Origin of the sequence: Altericroceibacterium indicum, from assembly GCF_009828105.1 — a bacterium.
Taxonomy (GTDB): Bacteria; Pseudomonadota; Alphaproteobacteria; order Sphingomonadales; family Sphingomonadaceae; genus Altericroceibacterium; species Altericroceibacterium indicum.
The window spans coordinates 34,508-50,000 of record NZ_WTYQ01000007.1 but is presented as its reverse complement, the minus strand read 5'-3'; the positions used below and the strand labels follow the sequence as shown (position 1 = coordinate 50,000).

Genomic DNA, 15,493 nt, shown 5'->3' with positions numbered 1-15,493 from the left:
CCCCCTCAGGGAATCTAAAGGATCGCCAGACCAGCAAGGTTCGGCACGAAATTCATCTATCTGAATGCAGTCCATAGCGCTTTCACAGAGACGCTGCTAAGGCGCGCTCATGCTGACAATTAATAGCATCACCGTACGCCTTGGTGGCCGTACTATTCTCGATAAGGCGAGCGCTTCTATTCCCCCGAATGGTCGGGTGGGGATGGTTGGGCGTAATGGAGCTGGCAAGTCAACGCTGATGAAAGCGCTGATCGGTCAGATCGACCCTGACGAAGGGAGCATTGATGTGCCGCGCCGTGCGAAGCTTGGCTATATCGCACAGGAAGCGCCTGCCGGTGATTCCACACCATTTGAAACGGTGCTGGCTGCAGATATCGAACGTGCTGAACTGATGGCGGAACTGGAATGCGACCCAGATCTCAATCGGATGGGCGATATTCACGAACGCCTGCTGGCGATCGATGCTTATAGTGCGCCTGCAAGAGCGGCCCGAATCCTTGTTGGACTGGGCTTTGATGAAGGAATGCAGCAGCAGAAGCTGGATGATTTCTCAGGTGGCTGGAAAATGCGGGTCGCTCTGGCGGCTTTGCTCTTCTCGGCGCCTGACGTGTTGCTGCTTGATGAACCTTCCAACCATCTTGATCTCGAAGCGACCCTATGGCTTGAGAATTTTCTCAAGAGCTATCCTGCGACAATTCTGCTGATCAGCCATGAACGTGATTTACTGAACAATGTGGCGGATCATATTCTCCACCTTCAGGGCGGAAAGCTGATGCTTTACCCTGGTGGATACGACAGCTTTGAAAAGCAGCGGGCAGCGCGTGCAGCGCAAATTGAAGCAACCAGAGCCGCACAGGAAGCACAGCGCGCAAAGCTGGCAGATTACGTGGCGCGAAACAGTGCCCGTGCCTCCACCGCCAAACAGGCGCAGTCTCGGGCCAAGATGCTCGCTCGGATGCAGCCGATTGCTTCGATGATCGAAGATCCGGAAATGAGCTTTCGCTTCCCTGATCCGGAAGAATTGCGCCCACCTCTGGTGACGCTGGATCTGGCAGCGGTTGGCTATACGGAAGAAAAACCCATTCTCCAGCGGCTCAATCTTCGGATTGATCCAGATGACCGTCTGGCGCTTCTGGGCCGCAACGGCAACGGTAAGACCACATTGGCGCGCCTGTTGGCAGGCCAGCTTCCCCCGATGGAAGGTGGGATGAGCAGCACGCCGAAGTTGCGGATCGGTTATTTCACGCAATATCAAGTGGAAGAACTGGCGGGTGATGCCACACCGTTCGATCATATGAGCCGGGCGATGGAAGGCAAGCCACCTGAAAAGGTCCGGGCGCAACTTGGCCGCTTTGGATTCTCCGGCGACAAGGCGATGACGAATGTCCGCCAGCTATCGGGTGGCGAACGTGCAAGGCTGGCGCTCGCGTTGGTGACACGCGAAGCGCCCCACATTCTGATCCTCGACGAACCGACGAATCATCTTGATGTGGATGCGCGCGAAGCACTGGTGCAGGCGCTCAACGACTATCAGGGCGCGGTGATTCTCATCAGCCATGATCGGCATATGGTCGAATTGACTGCCGACAGGCTGGTTCTGGTCGATAGTGGCACGGCGACAGAATATGATGGCAGCATGATGGATTATATCGATTTCGTCCTTGGACGAAATCAGCCGCAGTCCGAAAGCAAAGCGCAAGGCAAGCCCAGGCGTAGCCAACAGTCCAGCAATTGGCGCGAGGAAACGCGTCAGTTGAAAAAGGACATCAAGGCGGCCGAAAAAGCGGTGGCTGATATTGAAGCGCAATGTGCTGAGATCGATGCGATTCTGGCTGATCCAGCAAATGCAAAGGGGCCGTTGGCGAAACTCTCCATCGGTGATCTTGGCAAGAAGCGGGCTGAACTGGTCGACAAACTGGCAGAGCAGGAAGCGTCCTGGATGAAATTTAGCGAACGTCTGGATTCCATTCGTTAAATTGCATTGTGCGTCAGGGGACTTGCTGAAACGCTATAAAAAAGGGCCGCTCTGTGAGCGGCCCTTTTGTTTCAGTGATAGGCATCCAATCAGGAGCCAGAGCGGGCTTCACGCACCTGATCTTGCGTGATCGGCGTGATCTTCACTTCCACACGACGGTTCAAGGCGCGGCCAGATTCGGTTGTGTTGTCAGCCACAGGATATTGTTCGCCATAGCCAATGGTCTCGATACGCGCGCGCGAGATACCGCGGGATACGAGGTAGTTGGCAACGGATTCGGCACGGCGGCGTGAGAGGTCGAGATTGTAAGACGCAGACCCTGTCGAATCGGTGTGGCCCATCACGTCGACCAGGCTGTTGGGATATTTTGCGAGGCTGGCAGCCACATCGTCGAGCGCGGAGCGGAAGCTGGGACTGATCGCGGTACTGTCCACGGCGAAAGTGACATCGGGAAGGTTAACCAAAATGGCATCGCCATCGGGTGTCTGTGTCACATCCACGCCAGAACCGGCGGTCTGTTCCTTCAGTTCTTTGATCTGCGAATCCATCTGATAGCCAACTGCGCCACCAGCAACACCGCCAATGCCAGCGCCGATGATTCGTGCTGTATCTCCACCGATCAGGCCACCCAGGAGATAACCCAGGCCAGCACCGCCTACACCGCCGATGGCGGTGCGGGAGATCTTGCGTTCCCCGGTGTTGGGATCGGTGACGCAGCCGGAAACAGCGACGAGGGAAAGAGCGGCCAGACCCGAAAGGAAATAGCGGGACGTTTGCATTTTGGGTTCCTCCTGAACAACTAACAGGCCTGTCCCGCTGTTCACGCGGGTGCCTGGCCTTTGGCTATATACGCTTAACATGAACGGCCGTTCCTTAAGCGCAAATTCTGATCTTCGCGCTTGCCTGAAACTCTGCTAGCAATTGGGCGTGACACCTTTTCCTTGGTTCGATCTGTGCATTCTTGCCGCGCTCATTATTTTGAACGGGGTCTTCTCCATGTCGGAGCTGGCGATTGTGTCAGCGCGGCGGGCGCGGCTTCAAATGGCGGCCGACAAAGGCAACCGTGCTGCAAGAACTGCGCTTCTTCTGGCATCTGATCCTGGCAAGTTCCTTTCCACCGTTCAGATCGGTATTACGCTTATCGGGATTGTCTCAGGCGCATATTCAGGGGCTATGCTTGGCGGCCCTGTAGGAGAGCGTCTGGCGGCACTGGGAGTGCCTGCGCGCTATGCTGATGATATGGGGTTTGCCCTTGTCATCGTCCTCACCACCTATTTCAGTCTGGTGGCCGGGGAATTGGTGCCCAAGCAGCTTGCCTTGCGTGCAGCGGAGCCTGTGGCGATTGTGGTGGCGCCGCTGATGGCTTTCCTTGCCATGGTCGGTGCGCCTTTTGTCTGGGTGCTGGATCGATCCTCCAGCCTTGCCTTACGTCTCCTGCGGGTTCGGCATAGTGGAGAGCAATCGCTGACAGCGGAAGAGCTGCAGATGCTGTTTGCCGAAGCCACCCGCTCTGGCGTTATCGAGGAGGAGGAAGGTGCGATGCTGTCGGGCGTCATGCGCCTTGCGGATCGCAAAGTGCGTGACCTGATGACTCCCCGTATTGAGCTCGACTGGATTGATCGTGAAGCGAGCGAGGAAGAGCTGCGCATTGCGATTGAAGACTCACCCCATTCCTTGCTTCCGGTGGCTGATGGATCGGCTGACAGATTGATCGGTGTTATCAAAGTGCGCGAAGTGCTCGCGTTGATGCTGCTCGGCAAAGAAGTGCGGTTGGACGAATTGATCTGCAAAACCGAAGTCGTGCCTGATCAGCTAGATGCGTTGGATGCTTTGCGCATCCTTCAGCAATCGGGAACGGGCATGGCCATGGTGCATGATGAATATGGCCATCTTGAAGGTATCGTCACACCGGCTGACCTGCTGAGCGCGATTGCCGGGAGCTTTGCCAGCTATCAGGATGAAGGAGATGGGCCTGATATTGTCGAGCGGGCTGATGGTTCGCTGCTGATTTCAGGGGCTTTGCCTGCGGATGCGCTCATCACCCATTTGGGTATCGGGCTACCAGAAGGGCGTGAATTTGCGACCGCTGCCGGCTTTGTGCTCTCTATCCTGCGCAAATTGCCACAGGAAGGCGAAGTGTTTGAAGAACAGGGCTGGCGGTTTGAAGTGGTCGATCTTGATGGCCGCAAGATTGACAAACTATTGGTCAGCAAGGTCACACAGGATGATGAAGGCGACGATATTTCGGGCGATTAAGCCACCTTGTCGGTAACAAAAAAGGCCGGGCATTTCCCGGCCTTTTCATTCCAAAGATGGGTTGCTTAATTCGGGATGGAAGCCTGTGCAGCCTGGCCATCGCCTTCAGGGGCAGAGAGGATCGCACGGGTGGTTGTGCCCTTGTCGACCGTATTGGTCTTTTCCGAACCCACTTCAGAACGGATACCCGGGTCTGCATCACCAGCACGGCTCAGAGCATTGTTTTCTACACTGCTGCGGTTTGCAGGACCGCCAAACAGCGTATCAAGCGCTCTCTGGCTGGCTGTGCCTTCTGCCGGGCGCGGTGCGCCAGGAGCAGGGGGGGTGAGTTCAAAGTCTGGCGGAACCACCAGGGGAGCTTGGCGCTGGACGGCAAATTCATCGGGCCGCTGGCGATTGAAAAGCCCATCGCCGCCGCAAGCCGCCAACAGCGAGCAACTTGTGACAATAAGGGTAAATCGGGTGGTGTTGCGCATCAATTCGTCTCCGCGGGTTTGTCCGCTTTGGCCTCGCTTTGGGGTGTCGAGGGTTTCTCGCCCATGAACAGCGAACGAGCAAGGATAATCAGGACACCGATCGTGATGGCGGCATCAGCGATATTGAAAATAAGGAACGGCCGGAATGTGCCAATATGGAAATCGGCATAGTCGATGACATAGCCAAATTCCACGCGGTCACGGATATTGCCCGCAGCCCCGCCCAGAACAAGCGCAAGGCCGGCAATATCGCCCAGACGGCGCTCTCGCAAAATCCACACGAACACGACCAGAGCGATCAGCCCGGTGACAGCCACCAGAATCCAGCGTGTTTCCATCGATGTGGCAGTGAACATGCCGAGCGACACGCCGAAATTTTGCGTCCATGTGAGGTCGAAGAAGGGTAGCAGGTCGATATGGCCGATGTGGTTCAGCCGAAGCGGGCCGATCATCAGCCATTTGACATACTGATCCACCGCGAAAATCACGATGGCCAGCACAAAGCCCATCAGCCGGTTACGCAGCACATTGTTCATTCAGGCATATCCATATCGGCCACGGCATCTGCGCAGCGATTGCACAAAGCGCCGTCTTCGGCAACTTCGGGCAGGTGGCGCCAGCAGCGGCCGCACTTGGCATCGGTGGTTTTCGCAACCGAAACACCATCCTGCTGCGCCCGTGTCACGGTGCCGGTGATAAACAATTCGGCCAGGTCAGCATCGGAAAATTCGTAAGGTACGGCGCTTCCGGGCACCGTGACTTCCGCTTCGAGACCTGAACGAATGTGCTTTTCACGGCGCAGGGGTTCGATGGCTTCCATCACCTGTTCACGCAGCCTGCGCAGATTTTCCCAGCGGGCCTTATCAGCCTGCACGTCCGGCAATTCGGGCCATTCGAGCAGATGGACACTGTCACTATCGGGATAGCGGCTTTGCCAGACTTCTTCTGATGTAAACACCAGCACTGGCGCGGCATAGCGGATCAGTGCGTGGAACAGCATGTCCAGCACAGTGCGATAGGCGCGGCGTTCGATACTGCCCGGCGCATCGCAATAGAGCCGATCCTTGCGGATATCGAAGAAGAAGGCCGAGAGGTCTTCATTGCAGAAATCCGCTAATGCGCGGGTGTAAAGGTCAAAATCGTAATTTTCGACAGCGCCGCGCAGAGTGATGTCCAGATCGCCCAGCAGGGCGAGCATATAGCGTTCCAGCTCGGGCATCTGATCGACGGGCAGCGCTTCTGCTTCATCATAATCAGCCAATGCGCCGAGCAGATAGCGGAAGCTATTGCGCAATTTGCGATATTGATCGGCCACGCCTTTGAGGATTTCCGGGCCGATCCGGTGATCTTCAGTGTAATCGACCGACAAGGCCCACAGGCGAATAATGTCTGCGCCATAATCGCGCATCACATCCAGCGGGTTGACTGTGTTGCCAAGGCTCTTGGACATTTTTTTGCCCTTGGCATCCATCGTGAAGCCATGGGTCACCACAGCTTTATAGGGCGCGTGGCCACGCGTGCCGCAGCTTTCCAGCAGCGAAGACTGGAACCAGCCACGATGCTGATCCGATCCTTCAAGATAGACATCGGCCAGCGGGCCTTCATAGCCTTCAGGGCGGGTCAGCGCAGGCCAGCGGCCACTTTCCAGCACAAAGGCATGGGTGGAGCCGGAATCGAACCACACGTCGAGAATATCGCTGACACGTTCGTAATCTGCGAGGTCATATTTGCTGCCGAGAAGCTCTTGGGCATGTTCCTCATCCCACGCATCCACACCATTTGCGGTGATCGCGGCGATGATGCGGGCGTTGACCTCCGGATCGACCAGATAGTCACCCGTTTCGCGGTTGACGAACAGCGTGATCGGCACGCCCCATGCGCGCTGGCGGGACAACACCCAATCGGGGCGGCCTTCCACCATGGAGCGAATCCGGTTGCGGCCCTTTTCAGGCACAAAACGCGTTTCGGACAGTGCCTTCAGGGCTGTTTCACGCAAAGTGGCGCTGGGGCCGGAGACAGTCGCGGCAATGGCACCACCAATGCCATCGAGCGGAGCTGCGCCAAATTCCAGCACGCCCAACGGCTTGTCTATCGCCACGAACCATTGCGGCGTGCAGCGATAGATTACTTTGGCTTTGGAGCGCCAGCTATGCGGGTAGGAATGGAGCGTGCTTGCGTCATTCTTGGCCGAAAGCAAGGCGCCGACGCTGCGCAGATCTTCGCAGATCGGGCCATCGGGTGCGGTGAATTTGGCATTGATGACGCTGCCGGAGCGTTCATCCGTGCGCGGCAGCCAGAGCCAGTCTGCGCGATAGCCGCCATCGGCTTCCACGGCGAACACAGGATTGATGCCATGGGCCTTGCACAGATCGAAATCGTCCTCGCCATGATCTGGCGCGAGGTGAACGATGCCGGTGCCGGCGTCAGTCGTGACGAAATTACCGGCCAGCATGGGGCGCAGCGTTTCGAAAAAGCCGCCGAGTTTGTGCATCGGGTGGCGAACTTTGGTTCCGGCGAGGTCGGAGCCTTTGCCTTCCCAGACGAACTTCAGGTTAGTTGTATCAAGCCACCCGCGTTGACCGGCTTGCCCGATCAAATCGCGCGCGAGAACTCTAACAGAACCACCGTCAGAAATGGCGACATATTCAATCTCATCGCCATAAGCCAAAGCCTGATTGACCGGGATCGTCCAGGGCGTTGTCGTCCAGATTACCGCATAAGCACCGATCAATTCCTTGATCGGGCTTTCGGCAATCTCAAACGCCACGTCGATCTGGGTGGAGGTGATATCCTCATATTCGACTTCAGCTTCAGCCAGTGCGGTCTTTTCAACCGGGCTCCACATCACGGGCTTTGCGCCGCGATAGAGCTGGCCGCTTTCAGCAAACTTCAGCAATTCAGCAACGATGGTGCCTTCAGCCTGCGGGTCCATGGTGAGATAGGGATGATCCCAATCGCCAAGGATGCCGAGGCGCTTCAACTGCTCGCGCTGCACATCCACCCAATGGGCGGCATAGGCGCGGCATTCGGCGCGAAATTCCTTGGCCGGAACCTCGTCCTTGTTTTTCTTCTTCTTGCGGTATTGCTCTTCAACTTTCCATTCGATCGGAAGGCCGTGGCAATCCCAGCCGAGCACATAGGGCGCATCTTTGCCGAGCAGGGTTTGCGAGCGGCAAACCATGTCTTTCAAAATGTGATTGAGCGCATGGCCGATATGCATGTCGCCATTGGCATAGGGCGGGCCATCATGGAGAATGAACTTTTCGCGGCCTGCACGCTGCGCACGCAATGTGCCATGCAGATCTTCACTCTGCCATTTTTCCAGAATGCCGGGTTCCTTCTGCGGAAGGCCGGCTTTCATCGGAAAGCTGGTCTTGGGAAGGAATACTGTCGGGCGCCAGTCCCGTGTTGTGTCGTCGCTCTGCTGTGCCATAGAGCCGGGCGCTTACGCGCTATCGGCCTGTGCGGCAATATGGCACTGTCATTAGCGTGCTGCTTGAGGCTATGAAATGGCGCTTTTTTGCGTGGCTGATAATCAGCCGAGCAGGATGCGGGACTTTTCGCAATCGCGTGCCATCTGCGCCATCAGCGCATCGAGCGAATCGAATTTGATCTCTGGTCTCAGAAAATGGTGCAGCCGCACTTCCACTTCGCGGCCATACAGATCGCCCTTGAAATCAAAATAATGCGGTTCGAGCAATTCCTTCGGGGGCTGGAAGGTCGGGCGCACGCCCATATTGGCCGCGCCTTTCAATTCCTGTCCGGTATCGATGATTCGCGCCGTGATGGCGTAAATCCCGTAACGCGGGCGCAGATAATGGCCGATATCCATATTGGCGGTGGGAAAGCCGATTTCGCGGCCCCGCTTATCGCCATGCTGCACCGTGGCGCGCAGGGCGAAGGGGCGGGTCATCAATTTGGCCGCCACTTCGACTTCGCCAGCCTTGAGGGAATCGCGAATCCGGCTTGAAGAAATGACCGCACCACCTTCCAGCACCGGATCGACAGTGCGGGCCTTGATGCCTTTGCTTGCGCCCCATGCGGCCAGTTTCTCGCAATTGCCGCCACGATCCTTGCCGAAAGTGAAATCATTGCCGGTAACGACACCGGTCGCACCGATATGATCGCCAAGCAGTTTGATGACGAAATCTTCAGCGGTCATATTCGCCAGAGCATCGTCAAAATGGAACACCAGCATCGCATCGGCCCCGGCTGCGCGGAACAATTCGTGGCGCTGGGGCAGGGTGGTCAGCCGAAATGGCGGGATATGAGGGGCGAAATGGCGCACAGGGTGCGGATCAAATGTCGCCACAATCACCGGGCGGCCTTCTGACTTTGCCCATGTCACGGTTTCGGCCACCACTTTTTGATGGCCGAGGTGGAAGCCGTCAAAATTTCCAAGGGCTACAATGGCACCGCGAAGCTCTGCGGGCACGGGCTGGCGATGGTCAAGCCAAGTCATGGGGTGTTTTCCGTAATCGGGCGCTGAAGAGTGACGAAGGAGAAGGCGGGGTGGTTCTCGCCAGCGGGATGGTTCTCGCGCGCGGTTTCATGCCATTCCGACCCCGGCGCTGCCATCACAGTGTCCCCTTGTGTGTCTTCATGGATTTCTGTCAGTTCGATATGCGTCGCATATGGCAGGAACAGCGCATAGATTTCTGCGCCGCCGATGACCGAAATCTTGACGCTGGCCGCCATCGCCATTGCATCTTCCACCGAATGCGCGATCTCGGCACCTTCTGCCTGCCACTGCCTATCACGCGTTAGCACGATATGGCGGCGGCCGGGAAGCAGGCCGGGGAGGCTCTCAAACGTCTTGCGGCCCATAATCATCGGCGTGCCGCTGGTGATGCGCTTGAAATGCTGGAGGTCAGCCCGGATTTTCCACGGGAGATCGCCATTGCGGCCAATCACGCCATTGGTCGCGCGGGCAACCACCAGAGTGATCTGCGGCGCGATCATCCTCTGGCCTTGTGGTGAACGTAAGTCACATGGCCCATCTTGCGGCCCGGCCTGGCATCGCCCTTGCCATAGAAATGGAGATGCGCATCGGCATCGGAGAGATATTGCGCCGCTTCTGCTCCATCGGTGCCGATGAGGTTGAGCATTTCCACCGCATCGCCAGTAAGCGAGGTATCCCCCAAAGGCAGGCCGCAGATGGCGCGGATGTGATTTTCAAACTGGCTGGTGACCGCGCCTTCAATCGACCAATGGCCTGAATTATGCACCCGCGGGGCCATTTCGTTGAAAATCGGACCATCCGCCGTGGCAAAGAATTCCAGCGTCAGAACGCCGATATAGCCCAGCTTTTCAGCCACTGCCGCAGCAAGCTTGCGCGCATCCCCCACCTGTTGGGTGATAACAGCAGGTGCCGGCAAGACAGAACGGGCGAGGATACCGCTTTCATGGCTGTTATGCGCACTGTCCCAAAAACGGATTTCACCATCCCGGCCACGCACCAGAATAACGGAAAACTCCGCTTCGAAGGCCACCAGCCCTTCATAAATCAGCCCGCGATTGGGCTGGTTCAGCGCTTCGGCTTCCTCGCGAGAGGATAAGCGCCACTGGCCCTTGCCATCATAGCCTTCGCGGCGGGTCTTGAGGATGCCGGGGCCAAAGCGATCAAACGCGGCCAGCAAATCATCGCGCGTATCAACCGGGGCATAAGGGGCAGGCTGGCCACCCAGTTCCTGCGCAAAGCGTTTTTCTGCCAGGCGATCCTGCGCCACTTCGAGTGCGAGCGGGCCGGGGGCAAGTTTCTCCGCTGGGATGGCGGCCAGCGGGCCGACAGGCACGTTTTCAAATTCGTATGTGATGACATCGCATTTGCGGGCAAAAGCTCTCAGCGCGCCTTCTGTATGCCATGGCGCACTGGTAAATTCCGCGCTGACTTCTGCGGCGATACTGTCGCTTTCGGGCGCATAAATATGGCAGCTATACCCCAGTTGAGCTGCCGCTATGGAGAGCATCCGGCCAAGCTGGCCGCCGCCGAGAATTCCGATTCGTGCACCCGGTTCGATCATATCAGTCGTCTGAAGGTCTTTCTGCAACTGCCGCGCTGCGAGCTGCGCGCCAATTCTGCAAGCGTTGGGAAAGGTCTGCATCCTGCAGGCCGAGAATAGCCGCTGCCATCAATCCGGCATTGGTCGCGCCTGCTTCACCAATCGCCAGTGTGCCGGTGGGAATGCCAGCCGGCATCTGGACGATGGAAAGCAGGCTGTCCTGTCCATTGAGCGCGCGGCTTTTCACCGGCACACCCAGAACGGGAAGATGGGTAAGCGCTGCAACCATGCCGGGCAGATGGGCTGCGCCGCCTGCTCCGGCAATAATCACCTGAAAACCTTCATCTGCTGCACCGCGCGCAAATTCATACATCCGATCCGGTGTGCGATGGGCCGAGACGATGCGGGCATCATATTCCACATCCAGCTCGTCCAGCACATTGGCGGCGCATTTCATCGTCGGCCAGTCAGACTGGCTGCCCATAATGATGGCGACTTTGGGTGCAGGGATGGAAGCCATGGCTCAGCGATCCTTTAAATACTGGCGTTCGCCGGGCTGCATGTTCTCGTCAAAATCATAGACAATCGGCTGGCCGGTCGGAATTTCGAGGTCGGTGATTTCATCATCCGAAATGTTGGAAAGATGCTTCACCAGCGCGCGCAGAGAATTGCCATGGGCTGAGATAATCACCGTTTCGCCACTGGCGAGCACAGGTTTGATGTCGCTTTCCCAATAGGGAAGCACGCGTTCAATGGTGAGCTTGAGGCTTTCAGTCTGCGGAACGTCAATTCCGGCATAGCGCGGATCATCCGAGAGATCGAACGTGCTGCCCTTATCCATGACAGGCGGCGGCACGTCGAAACTGCGACGCCAGATATGCACCTGCTCTTCGCCATGCTTTTCCGCTGTCTCAGCTTTGTTGAGGCCGGTCAAACCGCCATAATGGCGTTCATTGAGCCGCCAATCCTTCACTTCAGGAATCCACAGGCGGTTGCAGGCGCCCAATGCCAGATGCAGTGTCTTGATCGCGCGGGTCTGCAAAGATGTGAAAGCGCGAGTCGGCAGAAGATTCCTTTCCGCCATCAACTCGCCGGCAGCAAAGGCTTCGCTTACGCCTTTTTCGGTCAGATCGACATCCCACCATCCGGTGAAGCGGTTTTCTAGGTTCCACTGGCTTTGGCCATGGCGAACGAGGATTAGCGTAGGCATGGAATGTGTCGCTCCTGCAGATTGACGGGCCGGAAAGGTATTGGAAGGAGGGCGAGTTAGCTTTTCGCTACGTCTTTGGGAAGGGGCGCTTTTGCGTCATTGCCCGAAGTGGCAGCATTTTTATTATTTTCGGAATGTTCTGAAGACACAATCGGGGTGGCCATTTGGCGTGCCTGTGCCTTTCTGCGGCGCAGATTTTCACGCAATTTGGCCGCCAGACGCTCTTCCTTGGAAAGGGTTTTGTCGGTTCTGTTATCCATGCAAATTTCACTGCCTGTGTCGGCAACGCTTGACAAGGGGGCGCACTAACGCCAAGAGCGCGCCCCTGCCGAGGCAATGCTTTTTCGCCCCGGTCATTCGCATGGTTAAGCTGCTGTAGCTCAGTGGTAGAGCGCACCCTTGGTAAGGGTGAGGTCGGGAGTTCAATCCTCCCTAGCAGCACCATCCGAACGTTTTTTGGCAGCATAACCGCCAGTCTCTCTCCAAACAGATCAGCTTTCGATTTCAGCCCGTACATCGGCCCATTCAGGATGGCGGCGGAATGCGGCTTCGACGTAACTGCATTGCGGCACAATGGTGAAACCCTTTTCCCTCGCATCGGCAACCAAAGCATCGACCAATTTCCCTGCGATGCCCTTTCCGCGCATGGAGGAGGGGACATAGGTGTGGTCAGCCACGCGTGATTCGCCTGCAGCCTGCCACGTCAGTTCAGCCTTTTCTTCAAGGCCGTTCAGTGCGACAGTGTAGGCCCCATGGGTGGTGTGGTCTTCACGCTGGATCTCAATCGGTTGTTCCATGATTTTTTAGTCTCCTTCTTGGCGTTGAACGGATGGCTTGGCATAGGCGTTCCTATGCAGTTTCTTTCTGACAACACCGCCGCTGTTCATCCGCTCGTTTGGGAGGCCATGCGTGCGGCTGATAGCTCTGATGCAGGCTATGATGGCGACCGGCTGAGCCAACAGCTTGATGCGGCTTTTTCCGATGTTTTTGAACGGGGTTGCGCGGCCTTGTGGGTGGCCACCGGAACGGCCGCCAATTGTCTGGCGCTTTCCACCATGGTTCAGCCGCATGGCGCGGTGGTGTGCCATCACGAAGCGCATATCGAAATGGATGAAGGCGGGGCACCCGGCTTTTACCTCCACGGCGCCAAGCTGCTGCTGGCAGAAGGCGAAGACGCCAAGGTCAGCGTAGACAGCGTGAAGGCTGTGCTCGATCCGATCCGCGATGATGTCCATCAGGTGCAGGCCCATGCGCTCTCGATCACGCAGGCGAGCGAGAGCGGCTGTGTCTATCGCCCGGATGAATTGCAGGCCTTGGGAGAATTGGCGCGTGCCCGGAAGCTTGGTTTCCATATGGATGGCGCACGTTTTGCTAATGCTGTGGCCTTTCTTGGCTGTTCTCCGTCTGAAGCGGCAGGGCCGGTGGATGCGCTGAGCTTTGGCTGCGTGAAGAATGGTGCGATGAGCGCGGAAGCCATTGTGTTCTTCGATCCTGATCTTGCGGCAGTGGCACGCTATCGCCGCAAACGGGCCGGACATCTTCAGTCCAAGGGCCGTTATCTGGCCGCGCAATTGCTCGCGATGCTGAAAAATGACCTGTGGCTGACAAATGCTGCACAGGCCAATGCTGCGGCGCGCCTGATTGCCGAAGGGGTAGGGGATCGCTTGCTGCATCCGGTGGAAGCGAACGAGGTTTTCTGTCTCCTTTCGGCAGATGAGCGGGAAATTTTGCGCAGCCAAGGCTTCGAATTTTACGATTGGGGTGCATATGCCGCCCGCTTCGTGGCCGGCTGGGACAGTAAGCCAGAGGCCGCTGGCGCATTATCGAGGGCAATTGGCAGATTATGATCGGGCACAACCCACCCCATGCGCTGCTCCGTCCAAGGCTGGCGATTCCCTTCATGCTGGTGGCACTGATCTGGGGATCCACTTGGCTGGTCATTAAGGGGCAGCTTGATCTGGCCCCTGCCAGTTGGTCGGTCGCTTGGCGTTTCCTCGTGGCGACCATCGGGATGGGCATTTTGGTGATTGCCCAAAAGCGCGATTTCCGGATGACCGCAGGCGGCCATGTCGCGGCGATGATTATCGGTATCACGCAATTTTTCTTCAATTTCAATTTCGTCTATCGCGCGGAGATGTATCTCACTTCCGGGCTGGTCGCGGTGGTGTTCAGCCTTTTGATGCTACCCAATTCGATCTTTGCCCGCATTTTTCTTGGCCAACCCATCACGCCACGCTTTTTGCTCGGCACGATTATCGGCCTTGCCGGCATCGTCCTGCTGATGGCCCATGAAGCGCATATGGCTGCTTCGCTCGATCACGTGTTGCCGGGCGTTCTCTTCGCAATGCTGGGTCTGCTGTCCGCTTCCACCGCCAATGTCATGCAGGCCGCCCCGATTGCCGCCAAGCGCCCTTTGGTGGTGCTGCTGTTCTGGGCAATGCTATGGGGCACCGTCGCCGACCTAGTAGTCGCGTGGGTAACAGCCGGCCCGCCAGTGTTCCCCTCGAGCTGGGAATATTGGGCAGGGATATTCTACCTCGCGATCATCGGATCAGTGGTCACTTTCCCGCTCTATTTTTTCCTGATCCGGGAAATCGGGGCGGGCCGGGCAGCTTATAATGGAGTGATCGTGCCGATTGTCGCCATGCTGCTGTCCACCCTGTTCGAAGGCTACGCTTGGTCCTTCTTGGCCCTTTTAGGTGCCTTTCTGGCCCTGTTCGGAATGGTTGTGGCTTTGCGGGCAAAACAAGTCCCGCCCAAGTCCAAATTTCAAAGCTAGCCCTCCCAAATGGCGCGCAAGCCTGCGGAAAAGTCTGGATAGAGCGGAGACCAATCTAGAGCACGGCGAATTTTTTCATTCGCAATACGGCGATTCTCTGCATAAAATCCGCGCGCCATGGGGGATAATCCGGCCTCTTCCAGACTCTGCAAGGGTGGGGGTGTTGCGCCCATCAAGCGGCATGCTTCCTCAGTCACCGCATTGTGGCTGGCGGGGCAATTATCGGCCAGATTATAGGCTCCTGCCGGAGCTTTTTCACCAGCCAGCATTGCCGCCATAATACCTCCAGCAATGTCATCGACATGTATGCGACTGAAAACTTGTCCAGCTAAATCAATGCGATGCGCTTTACCAGATGCGATGCGATCAAACACGCTCCGCCCCGGCCCATAGATTCCCGGTAGGCGGAAAACCCGCGCACCAAGCTCCAGCCAAGCCGCATCAGCAACGGCTCGCGCCTTCCGTCTGCCGGTTCCGGTGGGAGAGCTTTCATCCACCCAGGCCCCCCCAGCATCGCCATAAACTCCAGAGGAGGATAAATACCCCATCCAGCCACGGAAATCCGCCAAAAAAGTACCATATTGATCGAGCACCGGATCACTCTCATCCGCCGGCGGAACCGATGAAAGAACGTAATCCGCTCTCTCCAAAGCATGCTTTACGGCCGAAGCGTCAGAGAAATCGACATCCCCATCGCTTCCCGTGCCAGATACCCGCCAGCCCTGCTTGAGAGCGGCGTTGCGAATGCGCTTGGCAGAATAACCAAGACCAAAAATGAACATAAAAGCCATGGCT

16 protein-coding genes and 1 tRNA gene are annotated in these 15,493 nt (G+C 57.2%); 5 read left to right on the top strand and 12 right to left on the bottom strand.

Features of this window, described 5'->3' with window-relative positions; all coding sequences use genetic code 11:
• The first annotated feature begins 109 nt into the window (after window positions 1–109).
• A complete protein-coding gene (locus tag GRI39_RS14175; RefSeq protein WP_160740393.1) occupies window positions 110–1,975 on the top strand; it encodes an ABC-F family ATP-binding cassette domain-containing protein in 1,866 nt (621 codons plus the stop codon).
• Between the two features lie 89 nt (window positions 1,976–2,064).
• Here GRI39_RS14175 and GRI39_RS14170 read toward each other — a convergent pair whose 3' ends face one another.
• Window positions 2,065–2,754 (bottom strand): YiaD family glycine zipper/OmpA-like lipoprotein, encoded by a 690-nt coding sequence (locus GRI39_RS14170; protein ID WP_160740392.1) that lies wholly within the window; start codon window positions 2,752–2,754, stop codon window positions 2,065–2,067.
• Between the two features lie 148 nt (window positions 2,755–2,902).
• Here GRI39_RS14170 and GRI39_RS14165 point away from each other — a divergent pair, with 148 nt between their 5' ends.
• The gene (locus tag GRI39_RS14165) at window positions 2,903–4,231 is read left to right on the top strand and encodes a CNNM domain-containing protein (RefSeq protein ID WP_160740391.1); all 1,329 of its coding nucleotides are present in this window, start codon (window positions 2,903–2,905) and stop codon (window positions 4,229–4,231) included.
• Window positions 4,232–4,296: 65 nt separating this feature from the next.
• On the opposite strand, the gene GRI39_RS14160 is transcribed toward GRI39_RS14165, so the two are convergent.
• The 9 genes from GRI39_RS14160 to GRI39_RS14410 all read right to left on the bottom strand — a co-directional run bounded on the left by GRI39_RS14160 (window position 4,297) and on the right by GRI39_RS14410 (window position 12,179).
• Entirely contained in the window at window positions 4,297–4,707 is a 411-nt protein-coding gene (locus GRI39_RS14160) for a DUF3035 domain-containing protein (RefSeq protein WP_160740390.1), read from the bottom strand.
• On the bottom strand, window positions 4,707–5,243 hold the full coding sequence (gene lspA / locus GRI39_RS14155) for a signal peptidase II (protein ID WP_211371637.1): 537 nt from the start codon (window positions 5,241–5,243) through the stop codon (window positions 4,707–4,709). The genes GRI39_RS14160 and lspA overlap by 1 nt, the downstream gene beginning before the upstream one ends.
• On the bottom strand, window positions 5,240–8,140 hold the full coding sequence (ileS, locus tag GRI39_RS14150; RefSeq protein WP_160740389.1) for an isoleucine--tRNA ligase: 2,901 nt from the start codon (window positions 8,138–8,140) through the stop codon (window positions 5,240–5,242). The genes lspA and ileS overlap by 4 nt, the downstream gene beginning before the upstream one ends.
• Before the next feature lie 102 nt (window positions 8,141–8,242).
• Window positions 8,243–9,169 carry a bifunctional riboflavin kinase/FAD synthetase gene (locus tag GRI39_RS14145; RefSeq protein WP_160740388.1) on the bottom strand — a complete coding sequence of 309 codons (927 nt, stop codon included), beginning with the start codon at window positions 9,167–9,169 and terminating at the stop codon, window positions 8,243–8,245.
• Window positions 9,166–9,669 (bottom strand): dihydrofolate reductase, encoded by a 504-nt coding sequence (locus GRI39_RS14140; protein WP_160740387.1) that lies wholly within the window; start codon window positions 9,667–9,669, stop codon window positions 9,166–9,168. The genes GRI39_RS14145 and GRI39_RS14140 overlap by 4 nt, the downstream gene beginning before the upstream one ends.
• Window positions 9,666–10,730, bottom strand: coding sequence for a 5-(carboxyamino)imidazole ribonucleotide synthase (locus GRI39_RS14135; RefSeq protein WP_160740396.1), 1,065 nt, complete (start codon window positions 10,728–10,730; stop codon window positions 9,666–9,668). The genes GRI39_RS14140 and GRI39_RS14135 overlap by 4 nt, the downstream gene beginning before the upstream one ends.
• A gap of 1 nt (window position 10,731) precedes the next feature.
• Complete coding sequence (gene purE / locus GRI39_RS14130) at window positions 10,732–11,229, bottom strand: 5-(carboxyamino)imidazole ribonucleotide mutase (RefSeq protein WP_160740386.1); 498 nt, start codon at window positions 11,227–11,229, stop codon at window positions 10,732–10,734.
• Window positions 11,230–11,232: 3 nt separating this feature from the next.
• The gene (gpmA, locus tag GRI39_RS14125; RefSeq protein ID WP_160740385.1) at window positions 11,233–11,919 is read right to left on the bottom strand and encodes a 2,3-diphosphoglycerate-dependent phosphoglycerate mutase; all 687 of its coding nucleotides are present in this window, start codon (window positions 11,917–11,919) and stop codon (window positions 11,233–11,235) included.
• A 56-nt stretch (window positions 11,920–11,975) separates the two neighbouring features.
• Window positions 11,976–12,179, bottom strand: a complete 204-nt coding sequence (locus GRI39_RS14410) for a hypothetical protein (RefSeq protein WP_170324295.1) — start codon at window positions 12,177–12,179, stop codon at window positions 11,976–11,978.
• A 109-nt stretch (window positions 12,180–12,288) separates the two neighbouring features.
• Here GRI39_RS14410 and GRI39_RS14120 point away from each other — a divergent pair.
• Window positions 12,289–12,363, top strand: a tRNA-Thr gene (locus GRI39_RS14120).
• 47 nt (window positions 12,364–12,410) lie between these two features.
• Here GRI39_RS14120 and GRI39_RS14115 read toward each other — a convergent pair.
• Window positions 12,411–12,716, bottom strand: a complete 306-nt coding sequence (locus GRI39_RS14115; RefSeq protein ID WP_160740384.1) for a GNAT family N-acetyltransferase — start codon at window positions 12,714–12,716, stop codon at window positions 12,411–12,413.
• Between the two features lie 54 nt (window positions 12,717–12,770).
• On the opposite strand from GRI39_RS14115, the gene GRI39_RS14110 reads away from it, so the two are divergent.
• Both GRI39_RS14110 and GRI39_RS14105 read left to right on the top strand, forming a co-directional pair.
• Window positions 12,771–13,766, top strand: a complete 996-nt coding sequence (locus GRI39_RS14110; RefSeq protein WP_160740383.1) for a threonine aldolase family protein — start codon at window positions 12,771–12,773, stop codon at window positions 13,764–13,766.
• Entirely contained in the window at window positions 13,763–14,698 is a 936-nt protein-coding gene (locus GRI39_RS14105; protein ID WP_160740382.1) for a DMT family transporter, read from the top strand. The genes GRI39_RS14110 and GRI39_RS14105 overlap by 4 nt, the downstream gene beginning before the upstream one ends.
• On the opposite strand, the gene GRI39_RS14100 is transcribed toward GRI39_RS14105, so the two are convergent.
• Complete coding sequence (locus GRI39_RS14100; protein ID WP_160740381.1) at window positions 14,695–15,489, bottom strand: Rossmann-fold NAD(P)-binding domain-containing protein; 795 nt, start codon at window positions 15,487–15,489, stop codon at window positions 14,695–14,697. The genes GRI39_RS14105 and GRI39_RS14100 overlap by 4 nt on opposite strands.
• Window positions 15,490–15,493 lie beyond the last annotated feature (4 nt).